Genomic DNA, 22,214 nt, shown 5'->3' on the forward strand with positions numbered 1-22,214 from the left:
ATAATCCGGCGCTCGCAGTGTCGGGTATGGAATCGACGAAACCGCTGTCGTTCGCACTCGCCGCACTGGTCGCGCTGTTGGCCATCGGCGCGGTCGTAGAACTGCTCCGCTCGACGTTCGCCAGTGAGTTCGCCATCGCCGCTATCGCCACGGTTGCACTCGTCGCCGTCGCCGTCATCGGGATGGTCGTCGTCGGTGCGCGGAACCGCCAATGGCTCAGCAACCCCGATTCTTACTGGTAGGCGTCTCTGGGCCAACGTTGGGTACGGCCGGTTGAGGCTGTCAAAAATATAGGTTCGTAATCGTTAGTGAGAATCGCAGTCCTCGGGGTGGAACTGCTTTCGCGGATTCGTATGATGGAACACGCCGTCCGGGTTGTGGGTGTGTACCCAGGCGTGGAGCGTCCATAGAAGCGGCATCTCCCCAAGGTCGAGGATATCCCATTCGGGGTCGGCATGGTCGAACAGCCCCGATGGAGGGTCCGCCTCGTAAGAGCCTGCCTTCGGTACGATGTATTCTACGGCCCCGAGAACGAGGTTACCGCCGTCGGTCTCGCCGTACACCATCCCCTCTGGTCGGAGCTTTTCCGGCCCCCCGTCACTTACGAGGTCGAAATTCACGTAGTGATAACCCATCCCACAGACTGCCTGGTCTTCGCCTTCGTACCCGTCTGCTTCCGCGTTGACTGGGTTGTTGTACTCCGCCGTTGTCGAACGTACCTCGGCCAGTTCCCGGCTTACCCCGCCTCTGTGTGCCGCGACCGCCCCGCTCAGAGCAACACTGCTAACAGCACCCGCGCCGATTGTTTTTAACACTGTTCGCCGTTGAAACGGTCGATGTTCGGGGTCCATTGTTCCTCACGTTCCCTGCCTTCTCGGGCAGTGTGTTACACTCTATCACGCGAAATCTTAGTTAGTTCGTACTTATCCTCAGGAACCGAGAACTGCTGTTCACTCGGCCGATGCGGTAGAAATCGCTTCTTTGCGCTACGTTTTCCGGTCGCTACCGAACAGTAAGTGCTTCTCCAACGAGTACGGGATGGACCGCAATAGGCCAGTTCCGAATCGCTGGGGTGGGCTAAACTGAGATTACAGTTCGTCGGCGATTTCGTCGGCGTCGATGTCGGCCTCTTCGAGGGCCTCCTCGATGTCGACGTCGTCGGGGACGCCACCGCCGCCGCCCATACCGCCCATCATACCGCCCATGCCCATCCCCATGCCGCCGCCGTCGAGGATTTCCTGGATGAGGATGCGGTCGATGTCGGTGAGGTCGATGACCTGTTGTGCGATTTGCTGTTTCTGCATCATCCACTGCTGGTTCATCGAGAGCTGGGGCGTCGACTCGACGTAGAGGGTGCGCTTCTCGACGGTCTCGGTGACGGTCTCGGGTTCGGCATCCTCGTCGTCCTCTTCCGGCTCTTCGACGCGGGTCTCTTCGACCTCGTCGGTTTCGACCCACATCTCGAGGTCGAGGTCGAGGAACATACCGAGCAGGCCCTTGGCCTGTTCGAGGTCGCCGTCGACCTCTTCGAGGATTTCGTAGTCGTACTCGATGTCCTCGCCGGCCAGCGGGTGGTTGAAGTCGACGCGTGCGCGGCCGCCGATGATGGTCTCGAGAACGCCCTGCTCGCCGTCAATCTGGATACGAGCACCAGGATAGCGGTCGTCCTCGCCGATTTTGTCGGCCGAGACGGTGCGGACCTGCTCTTCGTCGTACTCGCCGAAGGCGTCCTCGCCGGCGACGACGACGCTGCCCTCGTCGCCGACCTCCTTGCCCCGAATGTCGTCTTCGACCTGCGGGAAGAGGTGGCCCTCACCGAGGACGATGACGCGCGGTTCGAAGGTGCCCTGGTCGCCGACACCCTCCTCTTCTGCGACTTCCTCGTCGGTCGTGTCGACGAGGTTGTCGTCTTCGACGGTGCGGGCGGTGTAGGCCAGTCGGATGAAGTCGCCGTCCTGCAGCCCTTCGGCTTCCACTTCTTCCTGCTCCTCGGTCTCGGTGTCTGTTACTTCTTCCTCGGCCGCTTCGGCCTCGGTGTCGGTCTCCTCGACCTCATCGGGTTCGTCGCTCATACTCGCTACGTCAGCCGTCGCACCCTTAACAATCACGTTTCCCGTCCGCCCGGAGCCGAGGTGCTTTAGTCGACGCCGAGACACCCAAAGTCCATGTACGAAGTCGAACTGAAGGTCCGAGCCGAGCACGCTCCCGTCCGCGAGCGACTCTCAGAGCTTGGCGCCGAGCCGCTTGGGACGGTCGAACAGGCCGACACCTACTACGACCACCCGGTTCGGGAGTTCGCCGAAACCGACGAGGCGTTCCGCATCCGCCGGGAGACACACGACGGGGAGACTGAGAGCCGGGTCACCTACAAGGGGCCGCTCGTCGAGACGGCCTCGAAGACCCGCGAGGAACTGGAGACCGGCGTCGCCGACGGCGAAACGATGGCCGAAATCGTCGAGTCGCTGGGGTTCGTCCCCGCTGCGACCGTCGAGAAGCGCCGCGAACGGTTCGCCTACGGCGAGTACACCGTGACGCTCGATTCGGTCGTCGGACTCGACGAGTACGTCGAAGTCGAGACCGAAGCCGAAACCGTCGAACCGGCCCGAGAGGGTGCTGAGGAGCTGCTCTCGGAGTTGGGTCTCGACGCCGCAGACCAGATTCGAACGTCGTATCTCGGCCTGCTGCTCGACGACGAGTAATGCTCCGCGGTAATCTATCAACCGCGTTTGGTTTCCGTAAGTTATAGAACCGCCCGAGAGCTACTGCGGGTAATGAGCGAGCGAAACATCCGCGTCGAGCCGGTCGTCGGCCGCGCGGTCGAGGACCAAGAGGTCGAAATCGTCGAGCGAAAGGGGTTGGGACATCCCGACTCCATCTGTGACGGCATCGCAGAACACGTCTCACAGGCGCTTGCGTCGGCGTACATCGACCGCGTCGGAAAAGTCCTCCACTACAACACCGACGAGACGCAACTGGTCGCCGGCACCTCCGCGCCCGCCTTCGAGGGCGGTGAAGTCATCGAACCCATCTATCTCCTCATCACCGGCCGTGCAACGAAAGAGTATCAAGGGACGCGAATCCCGACCGAGACGATTGCGCTCCGTGCTGCTCGTGAGTACTTCGAGAAGCACTTCCCGCTGGTCGATTTCGGAACGGAAATCATCGTCGACGTGAAGTTGGGCGAGGGCTCCGGGGACCTCCAGGAAGTGTTCGGTGAGGAGGGCCAACAGGTACCGATGGCCAACGACACCTCCTTCGGTGTCGGCCATGCACCGCTGACCGAGACCGAGAACATCGTTCTCGAGGCTGAGCGGCAACTCAACGGCAGGTACAGCGTCGACAATCCCGAAGTCGGCACGGACATCAAGGTGATGGGCAAACGCGAGGGCGACGAAATCGACGTGACCGTCGCCGCCGCGATGGTCGACCAATACATCGAAGGATTGGACGACTACGACGACGCCGTCGGTGGCATCCGCGAGTTCGTCACCGACCTCGCCGAGGAGTACACCGACCGCGAGGTGAACGTCCACGTCAACACTGCCGACGACTACGAGGAAGGCTCCATCTACCTGACGACGACGGGCACCTCCGCCGAACAGGGCGACGATGGCTCCGTCGGCCGCGGCAACCGCGCCAACGGCCTCATCACGCCCAATCGGTCGATGTCGATGGAGGCCACCTCCGGAAAGAACCCCGTCAACCACATCGGGAAGATTTACAACCTGCTCTCGACGGACATCGCGGAATCGGTCGTCGAGGAGGTCTCCGGCATCCGCGAGATTCGTATCCGTCTGCTCAGTCAAATCGGCCAGCCCATCGACAAACCCCACGTCGCCGACGCGAGCCTCGTCACCGAAGACGGAGTCGAGGTCGGCGACATCGAAGACGAGGTCGAAGCCATCATCGACCGCGAGTTGGCGAACGTCACCTCGATTACGAAACGCGTCATCGACGGGGAACTGACGACCTTCTGAGCACAGAAGAATTGTATAGGTCCTCTCGTTAGTTCGTGGCGTGAACCTGCTGCCCTGGCTGCTCGATTGGCCGCCCTCCCCGGCGACTATCGCCGTCTTCGTCGTCCTGACGACGCTGAGCGTCGGCACGCTCGTGGTGTTCGGTGGTGCCGTCGACGACGGAACGGACGAGAACGTCACCGTCGAGGAAGTCGACCTCACGGTGGCGTTGAACGAAGAGCTGTCGTTCCCCGACGGCGAAAACGGGACCGTACAGACGTGCATGGCGAGCGGAACGCCGGGCGACTCCATCAGCGTTCTCGGCGACGTGGTCGTCGAGATACCGCCCGACTCCGGCCGTGGATACGCCGCCGAGCGCTCGGCGACAGTCGAGGTGAGCCTCGCCCACACCGACGAGACGACGACAGCGACGGTCGAGGGACCGGGCCGAGAGACGATGGACGTGTTCTGGATTCTCGAGGACGACGAGACGCTCTCGGTCGGTGACACCGAGACGGTTCAGGTTCGCGTCCGAATCGATGGCTCACGGGTCACACGCGCCACTCGAAACGTGACTGTCCAAGAGGGGTCGCGGTCCTACGACTGCTGACCGCCTCCGAACCGGCCAAGCGTCGGTCCGAAACCGCTTTTTGATGCCTCCCGAATGAAAACCCATGACGCGGGTGTGTCTGGTCGGCAGCGAGGACGTGGAGTTGCGCTACGAACTCGTCAGCCGCGAGACTGCCCGCAACGCACTCGCGACCTACGACCTTCGGGAGCCGTATCGAAACACCGTCGCCTTGGAGACCGTCTCTCTCGGTGCGGCCGTCGCCCTGTTGAACGACCTCAACTGGTATCTCGTCCGTTTCGCCGACGAATCGCTGGTCCTCGAACCCTCGGTCAGCGACGAAGAGTGGCTCTCCCGCGACCTTGCGGCGGCCATCCGGGACAACGACGTTGCGGCCGATGAATCCGAACGCTTCCTGAAGGTGTTCGGCGTCAGCGACGGCGAGTTACTCGAACCGATGTTCGTCACCCGAACCGGCCACGAACTGCCGGAGTACGACCTCCACGAGGTCGACGACACGCTCGTCGTTCGCGTCACCGAAGACGAGTTCGGCGCGTAGCCGACGGTATTTCACGCCGGCCCCCAACGGGACGGTATGAGCGAACTCGACGCGACGACGCGAGATATCTCCGTGGACGGAACGGACGTTCGCGTGTACGTGGCCGGCCCCGACGAGGGACGCCCGATACTGTTGCTGCACGGCGGCGGGATGGACGCCACCGGCGTCTCTTGGAAAAAAGCGTTCCCGGCGCTTTCGGAGACCCACCGCGTCTACGCGCTCGACTGGCCCGGGTACGGCGACAGCGACCCGGTCCCAGAGACGAAAACCCCACACGTCGACTACTACGTCGACGTACTGGGTGCCGTCCTCTCGGAACTCGAGCTCCTCGAGGTGACGCTCGTCGGCATCTCGAAAGGGGGCGGCATCGCCCTCGGCTACACGCTCGACCGACCGGCACGGGTCTCTCGGCTCTGCCTCGTCGACAGCTACGGCCTCGGTGGCGAGGTTCCGGGCGGTAAACTCGGTGCGGCCTACGTCAAGGCGCCGAAGCTACTGGAGGCGACGTGGTGGGCGATGAAGCGAAGCCGCCGCGTGACGAGAGCCTCCATCGAGAACCTCGTGAATCCGGCGAACCTCGACGAGGAGTTCGTCGACGACGCGGTTCGAGAGGTTCAACGACCGAATGCCGGCGACGCCTACCGACGCTTCCAGCGTGCGGAGGTCGGCTGGCGTGGCCTCCGGACGAACTACGCCGACCGGATGTCCGAATTGCCGGTCCCGACGCTTTTCGTCCACGGCGAGGACGACGACCTCATTCCCCTCGAACAGTCGAAGGCGGCGGCCGATGCCGCGCCCGTCGCTGACCTGTTCACGCTCGCCGACTGCGGCCACTGGCCGCCGCGGGAACACCCCGAGGCGTTCGTCGCACGACTGGACGCGTGGCTTCAGCGGGGCTAATCGAACATTCCGGTCGACATGTAGCGCTCCCCGGAGTCCCAGAAGACGGTGACGACGAGCGGGCAGTCGTCGGGAATCGGTTCGGGGTCGGTAGGGTCGTCTTCGAGGATGCCGACCTCGTTGTCCGGGCCGGGACAGGACTCGACGCCGCGGTCTTCGGCCAATCGCTCGGCGACCCGCTTTGCAGCCAACAGGCTCCCGCCCGACGATTGCCCGACGAGAATGCCCTCTTCGCGGGCGAGGCGGCGACACTCGGCTTCGGCCGATTCGATGTCGACCGTCTCGACGCTGTCGAGGAGGTCACGGTCGAGGTTCGGACTGACGAAGCCGGGACCCATCCCCTGGAAGTCGTCGTCGCCCGGTTCGCCGCCCGAGAGGACGGCGTTGTCATCGGGTTCGACGCCGACGACCTCCATCTCGGGGAACGCCTCCTTGAGTCGGCGGGCGGTGCCCGTGATGGTGCCGCCGGTACCGATGCCGGCGACGAGGGCGTCGACGGTTCGATCGCCGACCTGTTCGATGATTTCGGCGCCCGTCGTCCGGTAGTGGGACTCCGGGTTGGCGGGGTTCTCGAACTGTCGAACCTGAACCATCCCTTCGGCTTCGAGTTCGTCGGCGCGGTCCTTGGCTTCGGAGATGGTCCCGTCGACCAGCTCCAAATCGGCGCCGTAGGCGTTCATGATGGCGCGGCGCTCCGGGGACTTCGAGGCGGGCATCACGACCGTGATGTCGTAGCCCTTCGCCGCGGCGACCATCGAGAGCCCGATACCCGTGTTGCCCGAGGTCGGTTCGACGATGCGGTCACCCGGAGTCAACTCACCGGCGGCTTCGGCGGCTTCGACCATCGCCAGCGCCGGGCGGTCCTTCGCGGAGCCACCGGGATTCTTCGATTCGATTTTCGCCGCGATGACCGACCCCGGCGGCGACTCGACCTGCACCAGCGGCGACCCGACCGTACCGAGAATGCCCCGTTTCATAGCCGGCGATTGACCGTCGCGGTATAAAACCTCCCTGAACGCGGGAGGGACTGCCGTCGACGGCGACAGCACAAGAGCTATCGGCCGCCGGGTGAATCCCCCAGCAACGAATGGCGTCGGGGCTACCGGTTCCGCGAACGCTCGGAGCGGTTCGGCCGGCGCTGGAGCGTCGACTCGGCATCGACGCCCGCGGCCTCGCGGCGTTTCGAATCGCGCTGGGGTGTCTCCTCGGCTACGATTTACTGCTCCGAGCTGGCGATTTGCGGGCGTTCTACACCGACTCGGGCGTCCTCCCGCGGACGACCAACGCGGCGCTGTATCCGACGCTCTCGGAACTGTCACTGCACGGTCTCTCGGGGGAGCTGTGGGTACAGGCTGCCCTGTTCGCCGTCGCCGGTGTCTTCGCAGTCCTGCTCGTAGTCGGCTACCGAACGCGGTTCGTTGCGACCGTCTCGTGGCTACTCCTGGCGTCGCTACAACTGCGGAACTACCTCGTCCTCAACGGCGGCGACACCGTTCTGTTGGTCGCGCTGTTCGTCGGCCTGTTTCTCCCCCTCGGCGAGCGGTGGTCGCTGGACGCCCTCGGCCGCAGGTCGGGAACCACTCGGCAGTTCGTCGTCGGCTTCGGGACCGCCGCACTGCTCTCACAGGTCCTGTTGATTTACACGACGAACGCGATTTTCAAGCTCCGGGGGTCGCTGTGGATGGAGGGGACGGCCGTTCGGTACGTCTTCGCCCTGGACCGCTTTACCGTTCGACTCGGCGATTTCTTCGCCGGTATCGAGCCGTTGCTCGTCGCGGTCAACTGGGCGTGGTTCGGCCTACTCGTCGCCGCGCCGCTGCTCGTCGTTTTGGTCGGCCGCGCTCGGACGGCGCTCACCGCTGCGTTCCTCGCGGCCCACGTCGGAATGTTCCTCACGATGGAGTTGGGGCTGTTCCCACACGTCATGGTGGCCTGCCTGCTCGTGTTCCTGCCACCGGCTGTCTGGGACCGCATCGAGCGACTGCTCTCGGGTGCGGTGAGGCAACTGGAGGGGCGACTGACGACCGCGGAAGGTCACCCGAGGATTCCCTTCGGACCGTCGCTCCCGGTGTCGGTTCGACGCTTTGGCCATCGCATCGCCCCCGCTGCGACGGCGACGATACTCGTCGTCGGACTGCTGTGGCAAGCCGCGGCGGTCGGCTACCTCTCGGTACCGAACGACTCCCCGGTCGACCCCGAAGACCACAGTTGGAAGCTGTTCGCGCCGGACCCGCCGACGACCGACGGGTGGTTCGTCGCCGACGCCGACCTCGAATCGGGCGAGACGGTCGACGCCTACCCCCACGCCGACACCGGATTGGACCGGCCGCCGGACGTGGCCGCGACGTACCCCAACACCAGATGGCGAAAGTACCTCTCGGAGGTCCGCGGCGGCGGCGAGACGGAACGCCGGGCGTTCGCCGCCTATCTCTGTCGAAGCACGGATGGCCCAGTCGAATCAGTTACCGTCGGCTTCGTCCGCGAGGAGGTTCGACTCGACGGCCCCAACCCGACCGAGTACGTCCACTTGGGGACCTACGACTGTCCCGCTGTCGGCCGGTGACGACGGTTTGAAGCGGAGTTTCGAGGGGTGTCGAAGAGGAGTGATTCGACGGCGCTGACGCCGGCAGGACCGGGGAGCGCGTCCCTTAAGAAGCGTGCGACGAATCGATAGATATGGAACTGGAAACGATGCGGCCGAACCCGGTGTGGGACGCCGACTCCTACGACGATGCGGTCGCGACCTTCGAGGCACTAGCCGACGACATCGTGGTGAAGGTGTGGGGCGGCGACTGGTGTAAGGACTGCCGCTCGCAACTGCCCGATTTCGGCGCGGCACTCGAGGCCGCCGGCGTCGAGAACGTCGAACACTACCCCGTCGAGAAGGAAGACGACGGGAGCAAAACCGGCCCGGAGGTCGAGGAGTACGGCATCGAGTTGATTCCGACCGTCGTCGTGGAAGACGTCGGGACGGGAGAAGAGCTCGCCCGTTTCGTCGAAGACGAGGACGTGCCGATTGCCGTCTATCTCGCAGAGCAGTTGGCATAACCGCGGTCGATTGTTCCGTCAGAGGTCTTCCGCCCACTCCAGCGCCGCGTCCATGTCGTGTTGTGGCGGCGAGCAGGTGAACGACCGACAGGCGTAGACGGTGGGTTCGCCGTCGCGGGCCTCGCGGTTGGCCCAGATGGGCGGCACTTCTTCGAGTCCGAGCGTGTCGACCCATTGCTCGACACCGTCCTCTGCGGGCGGCCGGACGGTGAGGAATCGCGTCGGGAGATATCGCTCAGACAGCGACGTTCGCCACGACTCGGGCAGGTGGTCCGCGGCGACGGTCAACTCCAGGGCCCCGACCGCGCGGTCGTCGGCCGCGAGCGCGAGTGAGGCGTGTGATAGCGGGTCCGAGTCCAGTTTCGAGGCGTGGGTCTCGAGGACGGTTTCGGCGATTTCCTGGAACCCCTCCTCGGGGGCGACGTGGGCGAGGTTGGTGAGCAACTGGACGGCGACGCCGCTCGAGGACGGCGTCGACGTGTCGGTGAGTTCCTGCGGCCGGGCGACTAGCGACTCGCCGTCGACCGGCGTAAAGTACAGCGTCCTCTCCTCGTCGTCGTAGAACGCATCTCGGATGACACGGCCGAGTTCCAGTGCGAAGCGCAGGTACGCCACGTCGCCCGTGGCCTGATACGTGTCGAGTGCGCCGCGGCCGAGGAAGGCGTAGTCTTCGAGGTAGCCTTGAATCCCCACGTCGTCGTCCTTCAGTCGGCGGTTCAGTCGGCGCTCTTCTGTGTCCCACAGCCGGTCCATACAGAAGGTCAGCGCGTCTTCGGCCGCGGCCGCGTACTCGCTGTCGAGGGTCAAAGCACCCTCCGCGAACGCCGAAATCATCAGGCCGTTCCAGCCGGCGAGTACCTTCTCGTCGCGCGGCGGGCGCGGGCGCTCGCTCCGGGCGTCGAAGGCCTGTTTGCGGGCCCGTTCGAGTCGGTCGCGTATCTCACCCGGCGTCCGCTCGTGGCGTTCTGCCAACTCCTCGATGGACGCCGATTCGGTGAGGACGGTCGCCCCGTGCTCGAAGTTCCCCGCCTCGGTGACGCCGTAGCGGTCTCGGAAGATTGCGGCGTCGGTGTCGTCCTCGATTGCCTCGTCGACCGACTCGGGCGTCCAGACGTAGAAGACGCCCTCCTCGCGCTCGCCGTCTTCGTCCTCGCTTTCGGCGTCGAGCGTCGAGTAGAAGCCACCGTCGGGGTGGGTGAGTTCCCGCTGGACGAACGTGAATGTCCCCCGGACGGCCTCGGCGTAGCGTTCGGTGCCGGTCAGTTGGTAGCCGGCCAGCAGTGCCCGCGGAATCTCCGCGTTGTCGTACAGCATCTTCTCGAAGTGCGGGACGGTCCACTCGCGGTCGACGCAGTACCGGTGGAACCCGCCGCCGACGTGGTCGTAGAGGCCGCCGGAGACCATCGCATCCAGTGCCTCCGTCGCCACCTCACGGTATTCGTTGCGTCCGGTTCGGTCGAAGCCTCGCAAGAGCAGGTGGACTCGGCCGGGTTGGGGGAACTTCTGTCCGCGACCCCAGCCGCCGTGTTCGCGGTCGGCGCCGCGGACGGCCGCGCTGGCGGCCGAGTCGACGAACTCGGCGTCCGGTGTCTCCCCGGGCGTTTCGGGGGTCTCCTCCAGTTCGCCCGAAACGGCGTCGGTCCACTGCTCGGCGCGGCCCTCGATTTTCTCGCGCTCCTCGGGGTCGTTCCAGGACTCGGCGATGCCGTCCAGCACCTGCCCGAAGGCGGGGGTCCCCTGCTTCTGCTCGGGTGGGAAGTACGTCCCCACGTGGAAGGGTTTGCCCTCGGGCGTCAGCCACACTGACAGCGGCCAGCCGCCGTTGCCGCGAACCAACTGACAGACGGTCATGTACACCGAGTCCACGTCGGGGCGCTCCTCGCGGTCGACCTTGATGGGGACGAAGTTCTCGTTGAGTTGCTCGGCGATGTCGGGGTCCGAGAAGCTCTCGTCTTCCATGACGTGACACCAGTGGCAGGCGGCGTAGCCGATAGAGAGGAATATCGGCACGTCGCGCTCCTCGGCGAGTGCGAGGGCCTCCTCGTCCCACTGTTGCCATGCGACGGGATTGTCGGCGTGCTGTTTGAGATACGGCGAAGACGCCTCGTCGAGGCGGTTGTCCATACCGGGAGTCGGGTCGCCACGGTAGTAAACGGCGTGGCTTGCGAGACGCCGAGCGGAGCGAGGGGTCTCGATGCGAGGACGGTCGAGCGGAGCGAGGAGTCTCGATGCGAGCGGCGACGAGCGGAGTCGCGAGCGATTAGCGGGTTATTTGAGTCACCGGCCTGTCGTGGGCGATATGAAGCTCTCTCGTAGGGACGCCCTCCGTGCCGGCGGTGGGTTGCTGGCGGCCGGCCTCGCCGGCTGTATCGAGCAGCGCGTGACGCGCCGCGAGACCAGAGTCGAGACGTCGACGACGTGGGCGTTGAACCCGGGCGTCGGTGCTGAACTCGACGGCGCCGGGTTCGGCGATTACGTCGATTCGATGTCCGACCGCTACGGCGACAGCGGCGTCTGGGGCATCGAAAGCGAAACACCGGATACACTGGATACCGCCTACGTCCAGCGACTGGCGCTCTCCCGGGAGACGCCCGCCGACCCCGGTGGCAGCGAGTCGAGTCTGAACCCCGACGATGTCGACCCTGACGCGCCGCTTCTGTACGTCGACGCATCGGTGTCGGCCTACGAAATCGGCGAGAACCGCTATCGCTACTGGCTGTGGGTCGCCGCCGATGCCGCCGACGAGCGGCTGGTACGCGACATCGATTTGGCGATGCTCTCGGCGAACGTCGAACTCCGAGACGGAACGGTGGCCGACAGCGCGCAGTTCTCCCGAAGCGGTGGTGAGGCAACGGTCTCCCTCGGCGGGGCGCCGTCTGCGACGTTCCCGCTCAACGAGACGACCGAGAACCTCGAGACGAACAGCGACCGCAGCCAAAACGGCGCGTTCAGCGCCGAGTGGACCGGCAGCGTCGACGGCGTCCAGTCGCTCAACGGCGTCCTCGAGGAGAGCCGAAACGGCGACCACGACTTCTTCTGGACGGTCGGCGCCGCCTACCAGTTCGACGAGAACGTCTGAGTAGGGTTGCGTGCGAAGCGCGCAACCGAATACCGTGGCGGCGAAGCCGCCACGCGGCCGTCGGATGCGCACGTTTATGCATAGTTCGTCGGCGCCCAACAGCAACGTTTACACTTCTTTGCCCACCGGATTCGCGTATGACCGAGACCGTACTCCTCGTGGGTGGCGGCGGACGCGAACACGCCATCGCCCGGGCCGTCGCCGAGGCTGACGACGCGGAACTGTACGCCTGTGCGTCGAACCGCAACCCCGGTATCACCGACCTCGCGGAGGGGTTCGCGGAAGTCGACGAGACCGACCCCGACGCAATCGTTGAGTTCGCCGAATCGGTCGGCGCGACGCTGGCCGCAATCGGCCCCGAGTCCGCGTTGAACGCGGGTGTGGCCGACGCTCTCGACGACGCCGGCGTCTACGCCTTCGGCCCCCGAGAGGCCGAGGCGCGCATCGAGACGGACAAGGCCTTCCAGCGGGAGTTCATGCAGGACCACGACATCCCCGGCTGTCCCGACTTCGAGGTCTTCGAGGACGGCGAGGCCGCCGCCGACTACATCCGCGAGTACGACGGCGACCTCGCCATCAAGCCCCGCGGCCTCACCGGTGGCAAGGGCGTCCGCGTCACCGGCGACCAGATTACCAAAGAAGAGGGCGTCGAGTACGTCCTCGAAAGCGACTACGACGCCTACGTCTTAGAGGAGCGCCTCGTCGGCGAGGAGTTCACCGTGCAGGCGTTCGTCGCCGACGGCCAGTATCGCGTCTCCCCGGCCGTCCAGGACCACAAGCGCGCCTACGAGGGCGACGAGGGGCCGAACACCGGCGGCATGGGGTCGTACTCCGATGCCACCTTCGAGTTGCCGTTCATGACGGAGGGCGATTACACCGACGCCGTCGAAATCATCGACGCGGTGGTCGAGGCGATGCCCGACTACAAGGGCATCCTCTACGGCCAGTTCATGCTCACCGACGAGGGACCGAAGGTCGTCGAGTTCAACGCCCGCTTCGGCGACCCCGAAGCGATGAACACCCTGCCGGTCTTGGAGACCGACTTCGTCGAGTTGCTCGTCGCCGCACGCGAGGGCGAGGAATTGCCCGAACTCACGTTTTCGAATCAGGCGACCGTCTGTAAGTACGCCGTCCCCGAAGGGTACCCGACGGACCCCGAGGCCGGCGCGAAGGTGAACATCGACCCAGACAGCGCCGGCGAGGCGCTGCTGTTCTACGCCAGCGTCGATGCTCGCGACGACGGCGTCTACACGACCACCTCGCGCTCCTTTGCCGTCGTCGGACTGGCCGAAACTATCACCGGCGCGGAAGCCATCGCCGAGGAGGCACTCGCGAAGGCCGGCGAGAAGGGGCTTCGCGTCCGCCACGACATCGGCAAGGCCGAACTCCTCCAGCAGCGCATCGACCACATGAACGAGATTCGCGGCGAGTAGGGAGTCCCGACCCGCGTAAACGCGGCAGCAGCCTTTTTATACGGCAGGTCGTCGTCCGCGGCAAGACCGATGCCACCGTTTCCGACAGAACAGTGGTTAGAAGAGTACAGACGCCACCTCAACGACAGCGATGCCTTCGCGGAACTCGGCGAGGGATGGGGCGAGGGCTTCGACGGCGACGTGCTGTACGTCATCACCGACCTTCCCATCGACGAGACGACGCTCGGTGAGTTGCCCGAGGAGACCCTCGATGGCCTCCCCGACCACGTCCGCGAGCGGGTCGCGGATGTGACCGTCGCGGACGCCCCGGAGACGTTCGCGCCGATTCAGTCGGGCATCCCCGACGACTTGGCGGACAAACTCGACCAACTGGAGTCCCACGTCGTCGACGGTACGGTGTACGCCTACGTCGGACTGGAGGACGGCCGCTGTACCGAGGTGGAGGTCGTCGATGGTCCCGAGGCCCGCGAGACGGGATTCGTCATGCACGGCTCCTACGAGGTGTGGCGCGACATCGTCGACGGCCGTCCCTCGTCGTCGGCCGTCGTGACCGGCGAGCTGTCGGTGAGTGGCAATCGGCTTCGGCGGCTGCGGTATGCCCCGATGTTCCAGCTGCTCGGCTCTATTGCTAGCGAGGTGGAGACGACGCATCTCTTCGAGGGCGGCGATTCCACCTCGACGCCCCTTCTCGACACCGCGATGCGGGGACGAATGGTCGCCGAACGGGAGACACATCGAAGCGTCAAGCGAACGCTCGAGTTGTTCTGATTCAGGAGCGTTCCTCTTCGATAACGTTCAACTCGTCGTCGACCACCAGTGTCAGCGTCTCGCCATCACAGGGAACCGCGAGTTCGAACTCCCAGGGGTCCTTCGAGCGAACGGTCAGGTAGTTGTCCGTCATCACGAACGCCAACTCCCAGTGGGGAATCGCGGTCACGTCGACCGAATGGTCGTGGAAAAAGGAGACCACAGCGGGATGCTGCAGCAACGCTAGCCCGACGGTCATGTACTGCTCCCGACCGCAGTGACCACAGGAGCGATGGCAGAACACGTCGAGGCGTTCGGTTCCCTCGGCCCACCCGACGGCATCGCTTTCGAGGAACTCCAGCGACATCGGATTTACACACACCGGGCAGACGCCGTCGGCCGACAGCCCCATCTGGTGGCGGTTGTACTGGTCGACTCGCGTCAGCAGTTCGCTCCGGTCGCCCTCGACTGCGCTCGGCGGAAGCGTCGTCCGCGCGTAGAGGTGCTCACACCCCGGACAGGTCATCGTGAACAGGCCGTCGTCGTAGGCCGCCTCGACCGGCGTCTCACAGAAATAACAGTCGAAGTCAGCGTCGAAGGAGTCGACCGTAAGGCTCCGGCTGAACGCTCCGGCCTTGATTGCGCGATACAGCGCCAACCCCGGTGGACGGAGGAGGTAGCCGTCGTCGGTCTTTTCGACGAACGGCCCAACGAGTTTCTGGAGGTGGTAGTTGAACTGGCCGCTGTCGACGTCGCTGTCGACGCGCTCGCGGAGTTCCGAGAACGAGACGCCCTCGTGTGGGGCCTCTCCGAGGACCCGGAGGATGCCTGCCCGGAGTTCGTTGCCGACGAGTGCGAAGGCTTCTTCGGCGGTCGTTTCGACCGTCTCGCCGTCCGTCATCGACTGTCTGCAGTCACGGAGTGGTAAGGAATCTTTGGGTGGTCAGCGGTCGACTTCACCCATGATGGTGTCGAGGCTACCGAGCGTCGCGATGAGGTCCGGAATGTACTCGCCTTCCGTCATCGCCGGCAGCGCCGAAACGTGGGAAAACGACGGCCCACGAATCTTGAATCGTGCGGGTTTGTCCGTCCCGTCCGAGCGGATGTAGATGCCGAGTTCGCCCTTCGCGGCCTCGACGGCCCGATAGATTTCGGTGTCTGGGTCGGGCTTGAGCGTCCGCGGGACGTTGGCCTGAATCGTCCGCTCGTCTTCGGGCCACGATTCCAGCAGTTCGACACACTGCTCGATAATCTTCGCGGACTGCTCGACCTCCCCCAGTCGAACCAGCAGTCGGCTGAGGTTGTCACAGCCGTCTTCGGTTACCACGTCCCAGTCTAACTCCTCGTAGTAACCGTAGGGGTCGTCCCGGCGCAGGTCGTAATCGACGCCCGACCCACGAGCGACGGGACCGGTACAGCCGTAGGCCTTCGCCGTCTCGGGCGGCAGTTCGCCGACGCCGACCGTCCGGAGTTGGAGTATCTCGTTGGAGGACAGCAGGTCGTGATACTCCCGCATCTTCGCCGGCAGCCCCTGCGTGAACGACCGGACCTTATCGAAGAAGGCCTCCCGGTCGCCCGGAATGTCCCACGACACCCCGCCCAACCGGAAGTAGTTGAACATGAGTCGCTGGCCGGTCAAATCCTCGAGAATCTCCTGAACGAGTTCGCGGTCCCGGAAGGCGTACTGCCACGTGGCGTTGAAATCGCCGACCACGTCGAGGGCGTAGGCACCGACGGCGAGCATATGTGAGAGGATGCGGCTCAGTTCGGCGGCCATCGTCCGGATGAGTTGTGCGTACTCGGGGACTTCGATGTCGGCGAGGTCCTCGGCCGTGCGGGCGTAGGCCCACTCGTTGAGGATGCCGCCACCGCCCCAGTCCCAGCGGTCGGGGTACGGCATAATCTGGTGGCGGTAGGTGCCCTGCTGGCACATCTGCTCCTCACAGCGGTGGATGTAGCCGATGTCGGGTTCCACGTCGGCGACCGTCTCGCCGTCCAGCGTGACTGCGAGGTGCAGCACGCCGTGGGTCGCGGGGTGATGCGGTCCGACGTTGACCAACATCGTATCTCCCTGCCGTTTGTCGTCCTGTAGCGGGTTTGCGTGTTCGCGGTATGGAACCACCTGCGACGCTTCGGGGTCGTAGTCGGGCGCCAGTGGGTGGCCCTGCCAGGTCTCCGGTAGCAGGATGCGGCGCAGGTCCGGGTGGCCTTCGTACTCGATGCCGACGAGGTCGTAGGCTTCACGCTCGTGCCAGTCGGCAGTGGGGTACACCGATGCGCCGGATTCGCTGACCGGCGCGTCGCTGGCCGTCGGGACGACGATGCCGAGTTCCTCGGTCGGGTCGTCGTAACTGCGGAGGTGGTATATCGTCTCGTAGCGGTCTTCGTAGGCCTGGGCGGTGACGCAGGCGCAGTGGTCGTAACCGAGCGAGCGGGCCGCTTCGAGGGCGTCTGCGACCTCGTCGGCGCGGACGACGACCGCTGGGGCGTTCTCGTGGGTCTCGTAGTCGATTGCGAACTCCGAAAGCGCCTCGGGGATGGGCGTCTCCGAGTGCTGTCGGGCGACGGCGTCAGTCGACATACGCGAGGATACCGACGGCATTGGGGCATGAATACTGCCTCACGAGTTCGGCGTTTTAAGTTACGCGCGGTCGAACGCCCCCCAACGATGAAGTCCCTCCGCTGTACCCTGCGGTTCGAAGAGCAGGCGATGCATCCGGTTCACCGTCGACTCACGCGGGACGAGGCGCTCGTCAACGACCAACTGCTGCACAGCCACCGTACAGAGGACGGCCGTGCGACACTGTTGTTTTACGTCGAGGGGGACCAGGAGGCCTACGCCGACGCGCTGGAGGCGACAGACCGAATCGTGGAGTATCGAATCACGCCACTCGACGAGGAGACCTGTTACGCCTACATCCGAGAACAGTCCAGCGAATTCGATATGCGACTGCAGGACGCCTTCCAGCGGCCGGGGTTACTCGTCATCCCGCCGGTGGAGTTCCACAGTGACGGCACGGCCCGACTGACCGCGGTCGGCGAACCCGAGGCGCTGCAGACGGCTCTGGAAGACGTCCCGGCGGCCGCAAGCGTCGACATCGAACGCATCGGGGAATACGACACGCCCGAACTGACTTCGGGCGTCGACCTCACCGACCGGCAGTACGAGGCCGTCGTCGCGGCGTTCGACGTGGGCTACTACGACGTTCCGCGGGCGGGAACCGTCGAGGAGGTCGGCGAACGGCTCGACTGTGCGCCGGGCACCGCCTCCGAACACCTCAGAAAAGCCGAGCGGGCCGCGATGGGCGCCCTGCTGGACCGCACCGCGTAGTCAGTCGCGTTCCTCGGCCAACTCTTGGAGTGCCTCCTCGGCCGTCGCGACCGCCTTCTCCTTCTTGGCGGGGTAGGCTTCGACCTTGCCGCGGAGCATCAGCCCCGCTCCGAGTTCGACATCGCCCTTGTAGGCGGCCTGCTTGTCGAGTTGGATGAAGAAGGCGCAGTTGTCGTCGACGCGCTGGTCGAGTTCGTCGATGAGTTGCTGGAAGTCATTTAACCGCGCCAGCGCCGAGAGGACGTGCCGCACCTCGTCGGCGCGTTCGAGGCGCGCTGACATTACGAGGATACGGTCGCCGTGGTGGCCCTCGGTCTCCTCGCGTTCGATGTCGACGTCTTCGGGGAGAAACGTCCGCAGCGCCGCCTCGACCCGCTTTTCGTCCTCCGTCGCATAACAGAACGCACGCAGGTCGACGTAGTGGAACGGGACGGCGCTCATCGGCTCACTCCTCGTCTTCGTCGTCCGCGTCGGCAGCCTCCAAGGAGTCCTCGGGGATGCCCGCTTCCTGTCCTTCCTCGAACTGGACGATGTAGGTGTTGTCGCCGAACATCGTCTCGGAGACCTGCGTCACCTCGCCGGTCTCGCCGTCGTACTCGCTGTGCTGGTCGTGGAAGACGACGTCGTCGCCCTTCTCGAATGCCATACCCGCGGATTCTCGCCCGTGCGGAAAAAGCCCGTCGTTTCCCGGTTCGAACGGCTTTTGAGACGGTGGCACGAACGGCCGTGTATGACCGTCCCTGCCGTTCGTCCACGCCGCCCTCCCGCGTTCGCGGCTTCGGAGGAGGTGACGAGGCCGTGACGACCGTCGACGGCCTCTGGTATCTCGCCGACGAGGCCGAACAGCGCGCCGCACAGGCCTACCACCGAACCGTCGACACCTACGGCGAGGGCCAGCTCGAACGCACTTACCGAAAACACGTCTCACGCGGGCGGTTCCGGACGCTCGCCGAACGCATCCAGCGCAGCGGTGCACCCTACGGTGCCCACACGCTCGTGTACCGTCCGTCGGGGGAGGTCCTCCTCGTTCGCCACGAGGGCGTCGACCTGTGGGTGCTTCCGGGCGGTGGCGTCGATGGCGCTGAGTCGTTCCGCGAGACCGCCGAGCGGGAACTGCAGGAAGAAGCCGGTGTCGATGCGGTCTACGACGGCCTGGCGATGCTCAACCGCGTCGAGATTACCTGTGGAGGTCACCGGACGTGGGGCGTCCTCCCGGTGTTCTGTGCGCGGGCGGAGACGACCGACACGTCGATAGCCGACCCCGACGATGAAATCAGCGCGGCGCGGTGGTTCGACCCGCCGTCGGTCCCCGAGGACACCCGCGACCGCGAGGACCTCATCGACGCCGCACGCGCGGTCGCCTGACTACCACTCGACGCCGTCGCTTTCGTCGGCATCCATCCGTCGCAACAGCGCCCGCGCCGTCGAGGCGTCGTAGCCGAACAGCACCGACTCGCCGTACTCGCCGGCGACTTCGGCGGCGTGAATCAAATCGTCGATGTCCACGTCGACGGCGTAGAGTTCGATGCTGAGGGGCGTGTCGAGGCGGTCGACGAACCCGCTGGCGATGGTCTCCAGCCAATAGGTCGTCCCGTAGTGGGTGTCGTACAGCGGGACGACGAACTCGTCGACGTACTCCTCGATGGCGTCGAGGTCGATGCCGGCGCGTTCGTAGAGGTGGCCCTCGTAGGGGTCCGGATACAGCGTCATGTAGGTCTTTCCGGGGATGCGGTCTGCGGCCGCCTCGACGAACTCGGTGATGACCGCCGCGCGCCACTCGTATCGGTCCTCGACGGTCGTCTCCTCCGGCGGTGGCCCTTCCCCGTTTTCGTGCCGCGTCTCGACCCACGACTCGAAGGTCGCGTTACAGCGGTCACAGTAGCAGTACTCCGCCCGCGGGAAGCCGATGTCGTCGAGCCGAACGTCGGGGTTGACTTCGGCGCAGTCCTCGATTATCTCCAGGAGGCCGTCTCGATACCCTTCGTGAGTCGGACAGACGTACGCCCAATCGAAGTAAGGTCGCTCGCGGGTCGCCCGCTGGCCGTCCGGGTTGACGGGGACGATGTCCTCGTTGCCCTCGGCGGCAGCGTTGTCACCGAAACACGACACCATACTCACCGCATCCGCGATGGGGTCCGCAGAGCGGCCCGAGACGTCTTTCACCTCGTAGAACGCGCGGTCGAACTCCGGCCAGCGTGCCTCCTCTTCGTTTCGCGTGACGACGCCGTACATACCCGTAGTCGGCACTCGGCGTGGGTAAGTCGTTCGGAAGAGTAGTTGGGTGGCGGTACGCTTACTGTTTCTTCACGTACAGCAGGACTGCTGCAGCGAGGAGGACCAGCGCGATGGCTTTCTTCGACATACAGTATCACGGACGGACCCGAACGGCATAGTCTTTCCCCCGGCAGACTGCGGTCGGTCCGTCGGCCCCTACGCGACGCTGATGTGTGCGGCCAGCGACTCCCTGATGATGGTGTCGCAGTAGGCACAGCGGACGCCTTCATCGAGGACGTCGAAGCGAGACTCGACGGGTTCGTTTTCCGTGGTGATGCAGTTGGCGTTCGGACACGACAGCACGCCGAGGACGCTCTCGGGGCGGGAGACGCGGTGTTTCTCGACCACGTCGAACTCGCGGACGATGTTGATGGTCGCGGCGGGCGCGATGAGCGACAGCACGTCGACCTCGTTTTGACTCAGCTCTCGCCCCTCGACCTTCACGATGTCCTTGCGGCCGAGGCGGTCCGAGGGGACGTTCATCCCGACGGAGACCTCCTCGCCGGAGGAGCCGTCGATGCCGAGGATGGCGAGGACGTTGAGCGCCTGCCCACCGGCGATGTGGTCGATAACGGTGCCGTTTTCGATTTTCGAGACGCGGAGTTCTGTGTCGGTCATAGGATTGAATCGAGCAGTGCCATTCGAACGGGAACGCCGTTGTGTGCCTGTTCGAAGTACGTCGCGTACTCCGTTTCGTCGATTTCGGGTGCGATTTCGTCGACGCGCGGCAGCGGATGCATCACCGTCAGGTCGTCCTTGGCTTGTTCCAACAGTTCGGCGTCGATGCGGTACTCGCCCGCTATCTGCCGGTACTCGTTCTCGTCGGGGAACCGCTCCCGCTGGATACGGGTGACGTACAACACGTCGAGTGCTTCGAGGACGTTCTCGATGTCCGTATGTTCGCGGACCTGCGCACCGGCCTCGTGGAGGTCGTAGCGAACGCTGCGCGGCAGGCGCAGGCTCTCGGGGCTGATGAAGTGCTGGCTGGCGTCGAAGTTCGTCAGCGCGTGGGCAAGCGAGTGGACCGTCCGGCCGTACTTCAAATCGCCCATGATGCCGATGGTGAGGTCGTCGAAGCCGGCGTTCTCACGGATGGTGTACAGGTCCAACAGCGTCTGAGTGGGGTGTTGGCCCGCGCCGTCGCCCGCGTTGATGACGGGCACGTCGACGAACTCGCTGGCCAGTTTCGCGGCGCCCTCGGAGGGGTGTCTGAGGACGATGGCGTCGGTGTACCCCTCGATGACGCGAACGGTGTCGGCCAGCGACTCGCCCTTCTTGACCGACGAGGACTCGACGCTCCCCATGTCGACGGTGTCGCCGCCGAGCCGCTTCATCGCGGTGTCGAAGGACATCTTCGTCCGCGTACTCGGCTCGAAGAACAACAACCCGAGGAGGTCGTTGTCGTGAGCGTGGGCGACCGCGCCGGGGTCGTCGGCGATTTCGGCGGCGCGGTCCAACACCGCCTCGATATCGCCACGCGACAACTGCTTCGCGCTTATCAGGTAATCGTGGCGCATTACCGAAAGACCCGCCCCGAACGCTCTTGAATCTCCCGACCCGACCGGACTCCGCACACCGCTCCCGTGGTTTGCAGTCCCAATCGCTGTCTTGCCGAATCAACACACAACCTTGCCAGAAGGTTTAATCAGGTGGACATGCAAACAGAAACAGATGAGCGAGCGCCTCAGGACCGGAATCAACGTTCTCGACCGGAAGCTCAACGGTGGGATTCCGGCCGGGAGCATTGTGGCGCTCACCGCCCAGCCTGCGAGCCAGGCGGAACTGTTCCTGTACGAACTCACGGCCACTCGCGGGACGCTGTATCTCTCACTGGACAGAACAGGGGATTCGGTCTCAAACAGCATCGACAACTCGAACACGATGACGGGTGACCCGACGGTGCGGGACGTGACGGGCGACGCACCGCTCGACAACGCGACGAAACTCGTCTCCGCGCTTCCGGAGTCCTCGAACCTCATTATTGACCCCGCCGACGTGCTCGAACGCCAGGAGCCGACCCGCTATCGGAACTTCATGAACGAACTACAGAACCACATCTACAATACGGGTGGGCTCGCCGTCCTGCACTGCCTCGACGGCCGCAACGTCCCCGACCTCCGGGACACCACCGAGCACATGGCGGATTTGGTGTTCCAACTCGACACCTCGGTGAAGGGCGACCGCATCGAGAACCGCCTCGCAGTCCCCAAGTTCCGCGGCGGGCAGGCACTTTCGGACGTTATCAAACTGGAACTGTCCGACGAGGTCGACATCGACACCAGCCGCGACATCGCATAGGGTCGCCGCTCGAGTCCCCGA

Annotated in this window: 25 protein-coding genes; 14 read left to right on the top strand and 11 right to left on the bottom strand. The window is 64.9% G+C overall.

Annotated elements, in window-relative coordinates:
- The first annotated feature begins 26 nt into the window (after window positions 1-26).
- Window positions 27-242 carry a hypothetical protein gene (locus GJ631_RS05200; protein ID WP_156708125.1) on the top strand — a complete coding sequence of 72 codons (216 nt, stop codon included), beginning with the start codon at window positions 27-29 and terminating at the stop codon, window positions 240-242.
- Between the two features lie 63 nt (window positions 243-305).
- On the opposite strand, the gene GJ631_RS05205 is transcribed toward GJ631_RS05200, so the two are convergent.
- On the bottom strand, window positions 306-851 hold the full coding sequence (locus GJ631_RS05205) for a hypothetical protein (protein ID WP_156708126.1): 546 nt from the start codon (window positions 849-851) through the stop codon (window positions 306-308).
- 237 nt (window positions 852-1,088) lie between these two features.
- Window positions 1,089-2,072 (bottom strand): peptidylprolyl isomerase, encoded by a 984-nt coding sequence (locus GJ631_RS05210; protein ID WP_156708127.1) that lies wholly within the window; start codon window positions 2,070-2,072, stop codon window positions 1,089-1,091.
- A 93-nt stretch (window positions 2,073-2,165) separates the two neighbouring features.
- On the opposite strand from GJ631_RS05210, the gene cyaB reads away from it, so the two are divergent.
- The 5 genes from cyaB to GJ631_RS05235 all read left to right on the top strand — a co-directional run bounded on the left by cyaB (window position 2,166) and on the right by GJ631_RS05235 (window position 5,983).
- Window positions 2,166-2,699 (top strand): class IV adenylate cyclase, encoded by a 534-nt coding sequence (cyaB, locus tag GJ631_RS05215; protein ID WP_156708128.1) that lies wholly within the window; start codon window positions 2,166-2,168, stop codon window positions 2,697-2,699.
- Between the two features lie 72 nt (window positions 2,700-2,771).
- Window positions 2,772-3,977 carry a methionine adenosyltransferase gene (locus GJ631_RS05220; RefSeq protein WP_156708129.1) on the top strand — a complete coding sequence of 402 codons (1,206 nt, stop codon included), beginning with the start codon at window positions 2,772-2,774 and terminating at the stop codon, window positions 3,975-3,977.
- A gap of 40 nt (window positions 3,978-4,017) precedes the next feature.
- Complete coding sequence (locus GJ631_RS05225) at window positions 4,018-4,566, top strand: hypothetical protein (protein WP_156708130.1); 549 nt, start codon at window positions 4,018-4,020, stop codon at window positions 4,564-4,566.
- A 64-nt stretch (window positions 4,567-4,630) separates the two neighbouring features.
- Window positions 4,631-5,083 carry a DUF5804 family protein gene (locus GJ631_RS05230; RefSeq protein WP_156708131.1) on the top strand — a complete coding sequence of 151 codons (453 nt, stop codon included), beginning with the start codon at window positions 4,631-4,633 and terminating at the stop codon, window positions 5,081-5,083.
- Between the two features lie 36 nt (window positions 5,084-5,119).
- Complete coding sequence (locus tag GJ631_RS05235; RefSeq protein ID WP_156708132.1) at window positions 5,120-5,983, top strand: alpha/beta fold hydrolase; 864 nt, start codon at window positions 5,120-5,122, stop codon at window positions 5,981-5,983.
- On the opposite strand, the gene GJ631_RS05240 is transcribed toward GJ631_RS05235, so the two are convergent.
- A complete protein-coding gene (locus GJ631_RS05240) occupies window positions 5,980-6,960 on the bottom strand; it encodes a PLP-dependent cysteine synthase family protein (RefSeq protein WP_156708133.1) in 981 nt (326 codons plus the stop codon). The genes GJ631_RS05235 and GJ631_RS05240 overlap by 4 nt on opposite strands.
- Before the next feature lie 110 nt (window positions 6,961-7,070).
- Here GJ631_RS05240 and GJ631_RS05245 point away from each other — a divergent pair, with 110 nt between their 5' ends.
- Complete coding sequence (locus GJ631_RS05245) at window positions 7,071-8,546, top strand: HTTM domain-containing protein (protein WP_156708134.1); 1,476 nt, start codon at window positions 7,071-7,073, stop codon at window positions 8,544-8,546.
- 113 nt (window positions 8,547-8,659) lie between these two features.
- On the top strand, window positions 8,660-9,031 hold the full coding sequence (locus GJ631_RS05250; RefSeq protein ID WP_156708135.1) for a thioredoxin family protein: 372 nt from the start codon (window positions 8,660-8,662) through the stop codon (window positions 9,029-9,031).
- A gap of 18 nt (window positions 9,032-9,049) precedes the next feature.
- Here the strand turns inward: GJ631_RS05250 and GJ631_RS05255 are convergent, their stop codons facing one another.
- Window positions 9,050-11,155 carry a thioredoxin domain-containing protein gene (locus GJ631_RS05255; protein ID WP_156708136.1) on the bottom strand — a complete coding sequence of 702 codons (2,106 nt, stop codon included), beginning with the start codon at window positions 11,153-11,155 and terminating at the stop codon, window positions 9,050-9,052.
- 175 nt (window positions 11,156-11,330) lie between these two features.
- On the opposite strand from GJ631_RS05255, the gene GJ631_RS05260 reads away from it, so the two are divergent.
- From GJ631_RS05260 to GJ631_RS05270, 3 genes are all read left to right on the top strand, one after another.
- The gene (locus tag GJ631_RS05260) at window positions 11,331-12,110 is read left to right on the top strand and encodes a hypothetical protein (protein ID WP_156708137.1); all 780 of its coding nucleotides are present in this window, start codon (window positions 11,331-11,333) and stop codon (window positions 12,108-12,110) included.
- 137 nt (window positions 12,111-12,247) lie between these two features.
- Entirely contained in the window at window positions 12,248-13,543 is a 1,296-nt protein-coding gene (purD, locus tag GJ631_RS05265; protein ID WP_156708138.1) for a phosphoribosylamine--glycine ligase, read from the top strand.
- Between the two features lie 69 nt (window positions 13,544-13,612).
- Window positions 13,613-14,311 carry a sterol carrier protein gene (locus GJ631_RS05270; RefSeq protein ID WP_156708139.1) on the top strand — a complete coding sequence of 233 codons (699 nt, stop codon included), beginning with the start codon at window positions 13,613-13,615 and terminating at the stop codon, window positions 14,309-14,311.
- A 1-nt stretch (window position 14,312) separates the two neighbouring features.
- Here GJ631_RS05270 and GJ631_RS05275 read toward each other — a convergent pair whose 3' ends face one another.
- Complete coding sequence (locus GJ631_RS05275; protein ID WP_156708140.1) at window positions 14,313-15,191, bottom strand: helix-turn-helix domain-containing protein; 879 nt, start codon at window positions 15,189-15,191, stop codon at window positions 14,313-14,315.
- A 42-nt stretch (window positions 15,192-15,233) separates the two neighbouring features.
- Window positions 15,234-16,871: an NADH-quinone oxidoreductase subunit D gene (locus tag GJ631_RS05280; protein WP_156708141.1), complete on the bottom strand. Its 1,638-nt coding sequence runs from the start codon at window positions 16,869-16,871 to the stop codon at window positions 15,234-15,236.
- A gap of 87 nt (window positions 16,872-16,958) precedes the next feature.
- On the opposite strand from GJ631_RS05280, the gene GJ631_RS05285 reads away from it, so the two are divergent.
- Window positions 16,959-17,621, top strand: a complete 663-nt coding sequence (locus tag GJ631_RS05285) for a helix-turn-helix domain-containing protein (RefSeq protein ID WP_197424840.1) — start codon at window positions 16,959-16,961, stop codon at window positions 17,619-17,621.
- Here the strand turns inward: GJ631_RS05285 and GJ631_RS05290 are convergent, their stop codons facing one another.
- Both GJ631_RS05290 and GJ631_RS05295 read right to left on the bottom strand, forming a co-directional pair.
- Window positions 17,622-18,062: an RNA-binding protein gene (locus GJ631_RS05290; RefSeq protein WP_156708143.1), complete on the bottom strand. Its 441-nt coding sequence runs from the start codon at window positions 18,060-18,062 to the stop codon at window positions 17,622-17,624.
- Between the two features lie 4 nt (window positions 18,063-18,066).
- Complete coding sequence (locus GJ631_RS05295) at window positions 18,067-18,267, bottom strand: DUF1918 domain-containing protein (RefSeq protein ID WP_156708144.1); 201 nt, start codon at window positions 18,265-18,267, stop codon at window positions 18,067-18,069.
- A gap of 152 nt (window positions 18,268-18,419) precedes the next feature.
- Here GJ631_RS05295 and GJ631_RS05300 point away from each other — a divergent pair, with 152 nt between their 5' ends.
- Entirely contained in the window at window positions 18,420-18,986 is a 567-nt protein-coding gene (locus tag GJ631_RS05300) for an NUDIX hydrolase (RefSeq protein WP_370518563.1), read from the top strand.
- Here GJ631_RS05300 and GJ631_RS05305 read toward each other — a convergent pair whose 3' ends face one another.
- The 3 genes from GJ631_RS05305 to pyrB all read right to left on the bottom strand — a co-directional run bounded on the left by GJ631_RS05305 (window position 18,987) and on the right by pyrB (window position 21,412).
- Window positions 18,987-19,853: a hypothetical protein gene (locus GJ631_RS05305; protein WP_156708146.1), complete on the bottom strand. Its 867-nt coding sequence runs from the start codon at window positions 19,851-19,853 to the stop codon at window positions 18,987-18,989.
- A 198-nt stretch (window positions 19,854-20,051) separates the two neighbouring features.
- Complete coding sequence (pyrI, locus tag GJ631_RS05310; RefSeq protein ID WP_156708147.1) at window positions 20,052-20,513, bottom strand: aspartate carbamoyltransferase regulatory subunit; 462 nt, start codon at window positions 20,511-20,513, stop codon at window positions 20,052-20,054.
- The gene (gene pyrB / locus GJ631_RS05315; RefSeq protein ID WP_156708148.1) at window positions 20,510-21,412 is read right to left on the bottom strand and encodes an aspartate carbamoyltransferase; all 903 of its coding nucleotides are present in this window, start codon (window positions 21,410-21,412) and stop codon (window positions 20,510-20,512) included. Before pyrB ends, pyrI begins: the two co-directional genes overlap by 4 nt.
- A gap of 154 nt (window positions 21,413-21,566) precedes the next feature.
- On the opposite strand from pyrB, the gene GJ631_RS05320 reads away from it, so the two are divergent.
- On the top strand, window positions 21,567-22,193 hold the full coding sequence (locus GJ631_RS05320; protein WP_156708149.1) for a transcriptional regulator: 627 nt from the start codon (window positions 21,567-21,569) through the stop codon (window positions 22,191-22,193).
- Window positions 22,194-22,214 lie beyond the last annotated feature (21 nt).

Source organism: Natronomonas sp. CBA1123 (assembly GCF_009741925.1).
Taxonomy (GTDB): Archaea; Halobacteriota; Halobacteria; order Halobacteriales; family Haloarculaceae; genus Natronomonas.

What these genes read in the sequence shown, in the direction of transcription:
- pyrB (WP_156708148.1), bottom strand. Translation starts at nt 21,412, where the DNA reads ATGCGCCACGATTACCTGATAAGCGCGAAGCAGTTGTCGCGTGGCGAT.
- pyrI (WP_156708147.1), bottom strand. Translation starts at nt 20,513, where the DNA reads ATGACCGACACAGAACTCCGCGTCTCGAAAATCGAAAACGGCACCGTT.
- GJ631_RS05230 (WP_156708131.1), top strand. Translation starts at nt 4,631, where the DNA reads ATGACGCGGGTGTGTCTGGTCGGCAGCGAGGACGTGGAGTTGCGCTAC.
- GJ631_RS05255 (WP_156708136.1), bottom strand. Translation starts at nt 11,155, where the DNA reads ATGGACAACCGCCTCGACGAGGCGTCTTCGCCGTATCTCAAACAGCAC.
- GJ631_RS05295 (WP_156708144.1), bottom strand. Translation starts at nt 18,267, where the DNA reads ATGGCATTCGAGAAGGGCGACGACGTCGTCTTCCACGACCAGCACAGC.
- GJ631_RS05285 (WP_197424840.1), top strand. Translation starts at nt 16,959, where the DNA reads ATGAAGTCCCTCCGCTGTACCCTGCGGTTCGAAGAGCAGGCGATGCAT.
- GJ631_RS05270 (WP_156708139.1), top strand. Translation starts at nt 13,613, where the DNA reads ATGCCACCGTTTCCGACAGAACAGTGGTTAGAAGAGTACAGACGCCAC.
- GJ631_RS05235 (WP_156708132.1), top strand. Translation starts at nt 5,120, where the DNA reads ATGAGCGAACTCGACGCGACGACGCGAGATATCTCCGTGGACGGAACG.
- GJ631_RS05280 (WP_156708141.1), bottom strand. Translation starts at nt 16,871, where the DNA reads ATGTCGACTGACGCCGTCGCCCGACAGCACTCGGAGACGCCCATCCCC.
- GJ631_RS05205 (WP_156708126.1), bottom strand. Translation starts at nt 851, where the DNA reads ATGGACCCCGAACATCGACCGTTTCAACGGCGAACAGTGTTAAAAACA.
- GJ631_RS05245 (WP_156708134.1), top strand. Translation starts at nt 7,071, where the DNA reads ATGGCGTCGGGGCTACCGGTTCCGCGAACGCTCGGAGCGGTTCGGCCG.
- GJ631_RS05210 (WP_156708127.1), bottom strand. Translation starts at nt 2,072, where the DNA reads ATGAGCGACGAACCCGATGAGGTCGAGGAGACCGACACCGAGGCCGAA.
- GJ631_RS05275 (WP_156708140.1), bottom strand. Translation starts at nt 15,191, where the DNA reads ATGACGGACGGCGAGACGGTCGAAACGACCGCCGAAGAAGCCTTCGCA.
- GJ631_RS05260 (WP_156708137.1), top strand. Translation starts at nt 11,331, where the DNA reads ATGAAGCTCTCTCGTAGGGACGCCCTCCGTGCCGGCGGTGGGTTGCTG.
- GJ631_RS05305 (WP_156708146.1), bottom strand. Translation starts at nt 19,853, where the DNA reads ATGTACGGCGTCGTCACGCGAAACGAAGAGGAGGCACGCTGGCCGGAG.
- GJ631_RS05240 (WP_156708133.1), bottom strand. Translation starts at nt 6,960, where the DNA reads ATGAAACGGGGCATTCTCGGTACGGTCGGGTCGCCGCTGGTGCAGGTC.
- cyaB (WP_156708128.1), top strand. Translation starts at nt 2,166, where the DNA reads ATGTACGAAGTCGAACTGAAGGTCCGAGCCGAGCACGCTCCCGTCCGC.
- GJ631_RS05220 (WP_156708129.1), top strand. Translation starts at nt 2,772, where the DNA reads ATGAGCGAGCGAAACATCCGCGTCGAGCCGGTCGTCGGCCGCGCGGTC.
- GJ631_RS05250 (WP_156708135.1), top strand. Translation starts at nt 8,660, where the DNA reads ATGGAACTGGAAACGATGCGGCCGAACCCGGTGTGGGACGCCGACTCC.
- purD (WP_156708138.1), top strand. Translation starts at nt 12,248, where the DNA reads ATGACCGAGACCGTACTCCTCGTGGGTGGCGGCGGACGCGAACACGCC.
- GJ631_RS05320 (WP_156708149.1), top strand. Translation starts at nt 21,567, where the DNA reads ATGAGCGAGCGCCTCAGGACCGGAATCAACGTTCTCGACCGGAAGCTC.
- GJ631_RS05290 (WP_156708143.1), bottom strand. Translation starts at nt 18,062, where the DNA reads ATGAGCGCCGTCCCGTTCCACTACGTCGACCTGCGTGCGTTCTGTTAT.
- GJ631_RS05200 (WP_156708125.1), top strand. Translation starts at nt 27, where the DNA reads ATGGAATCGACGAAACCGCTGTCGTTCGCACTCGCCGCACTGGTCGCG.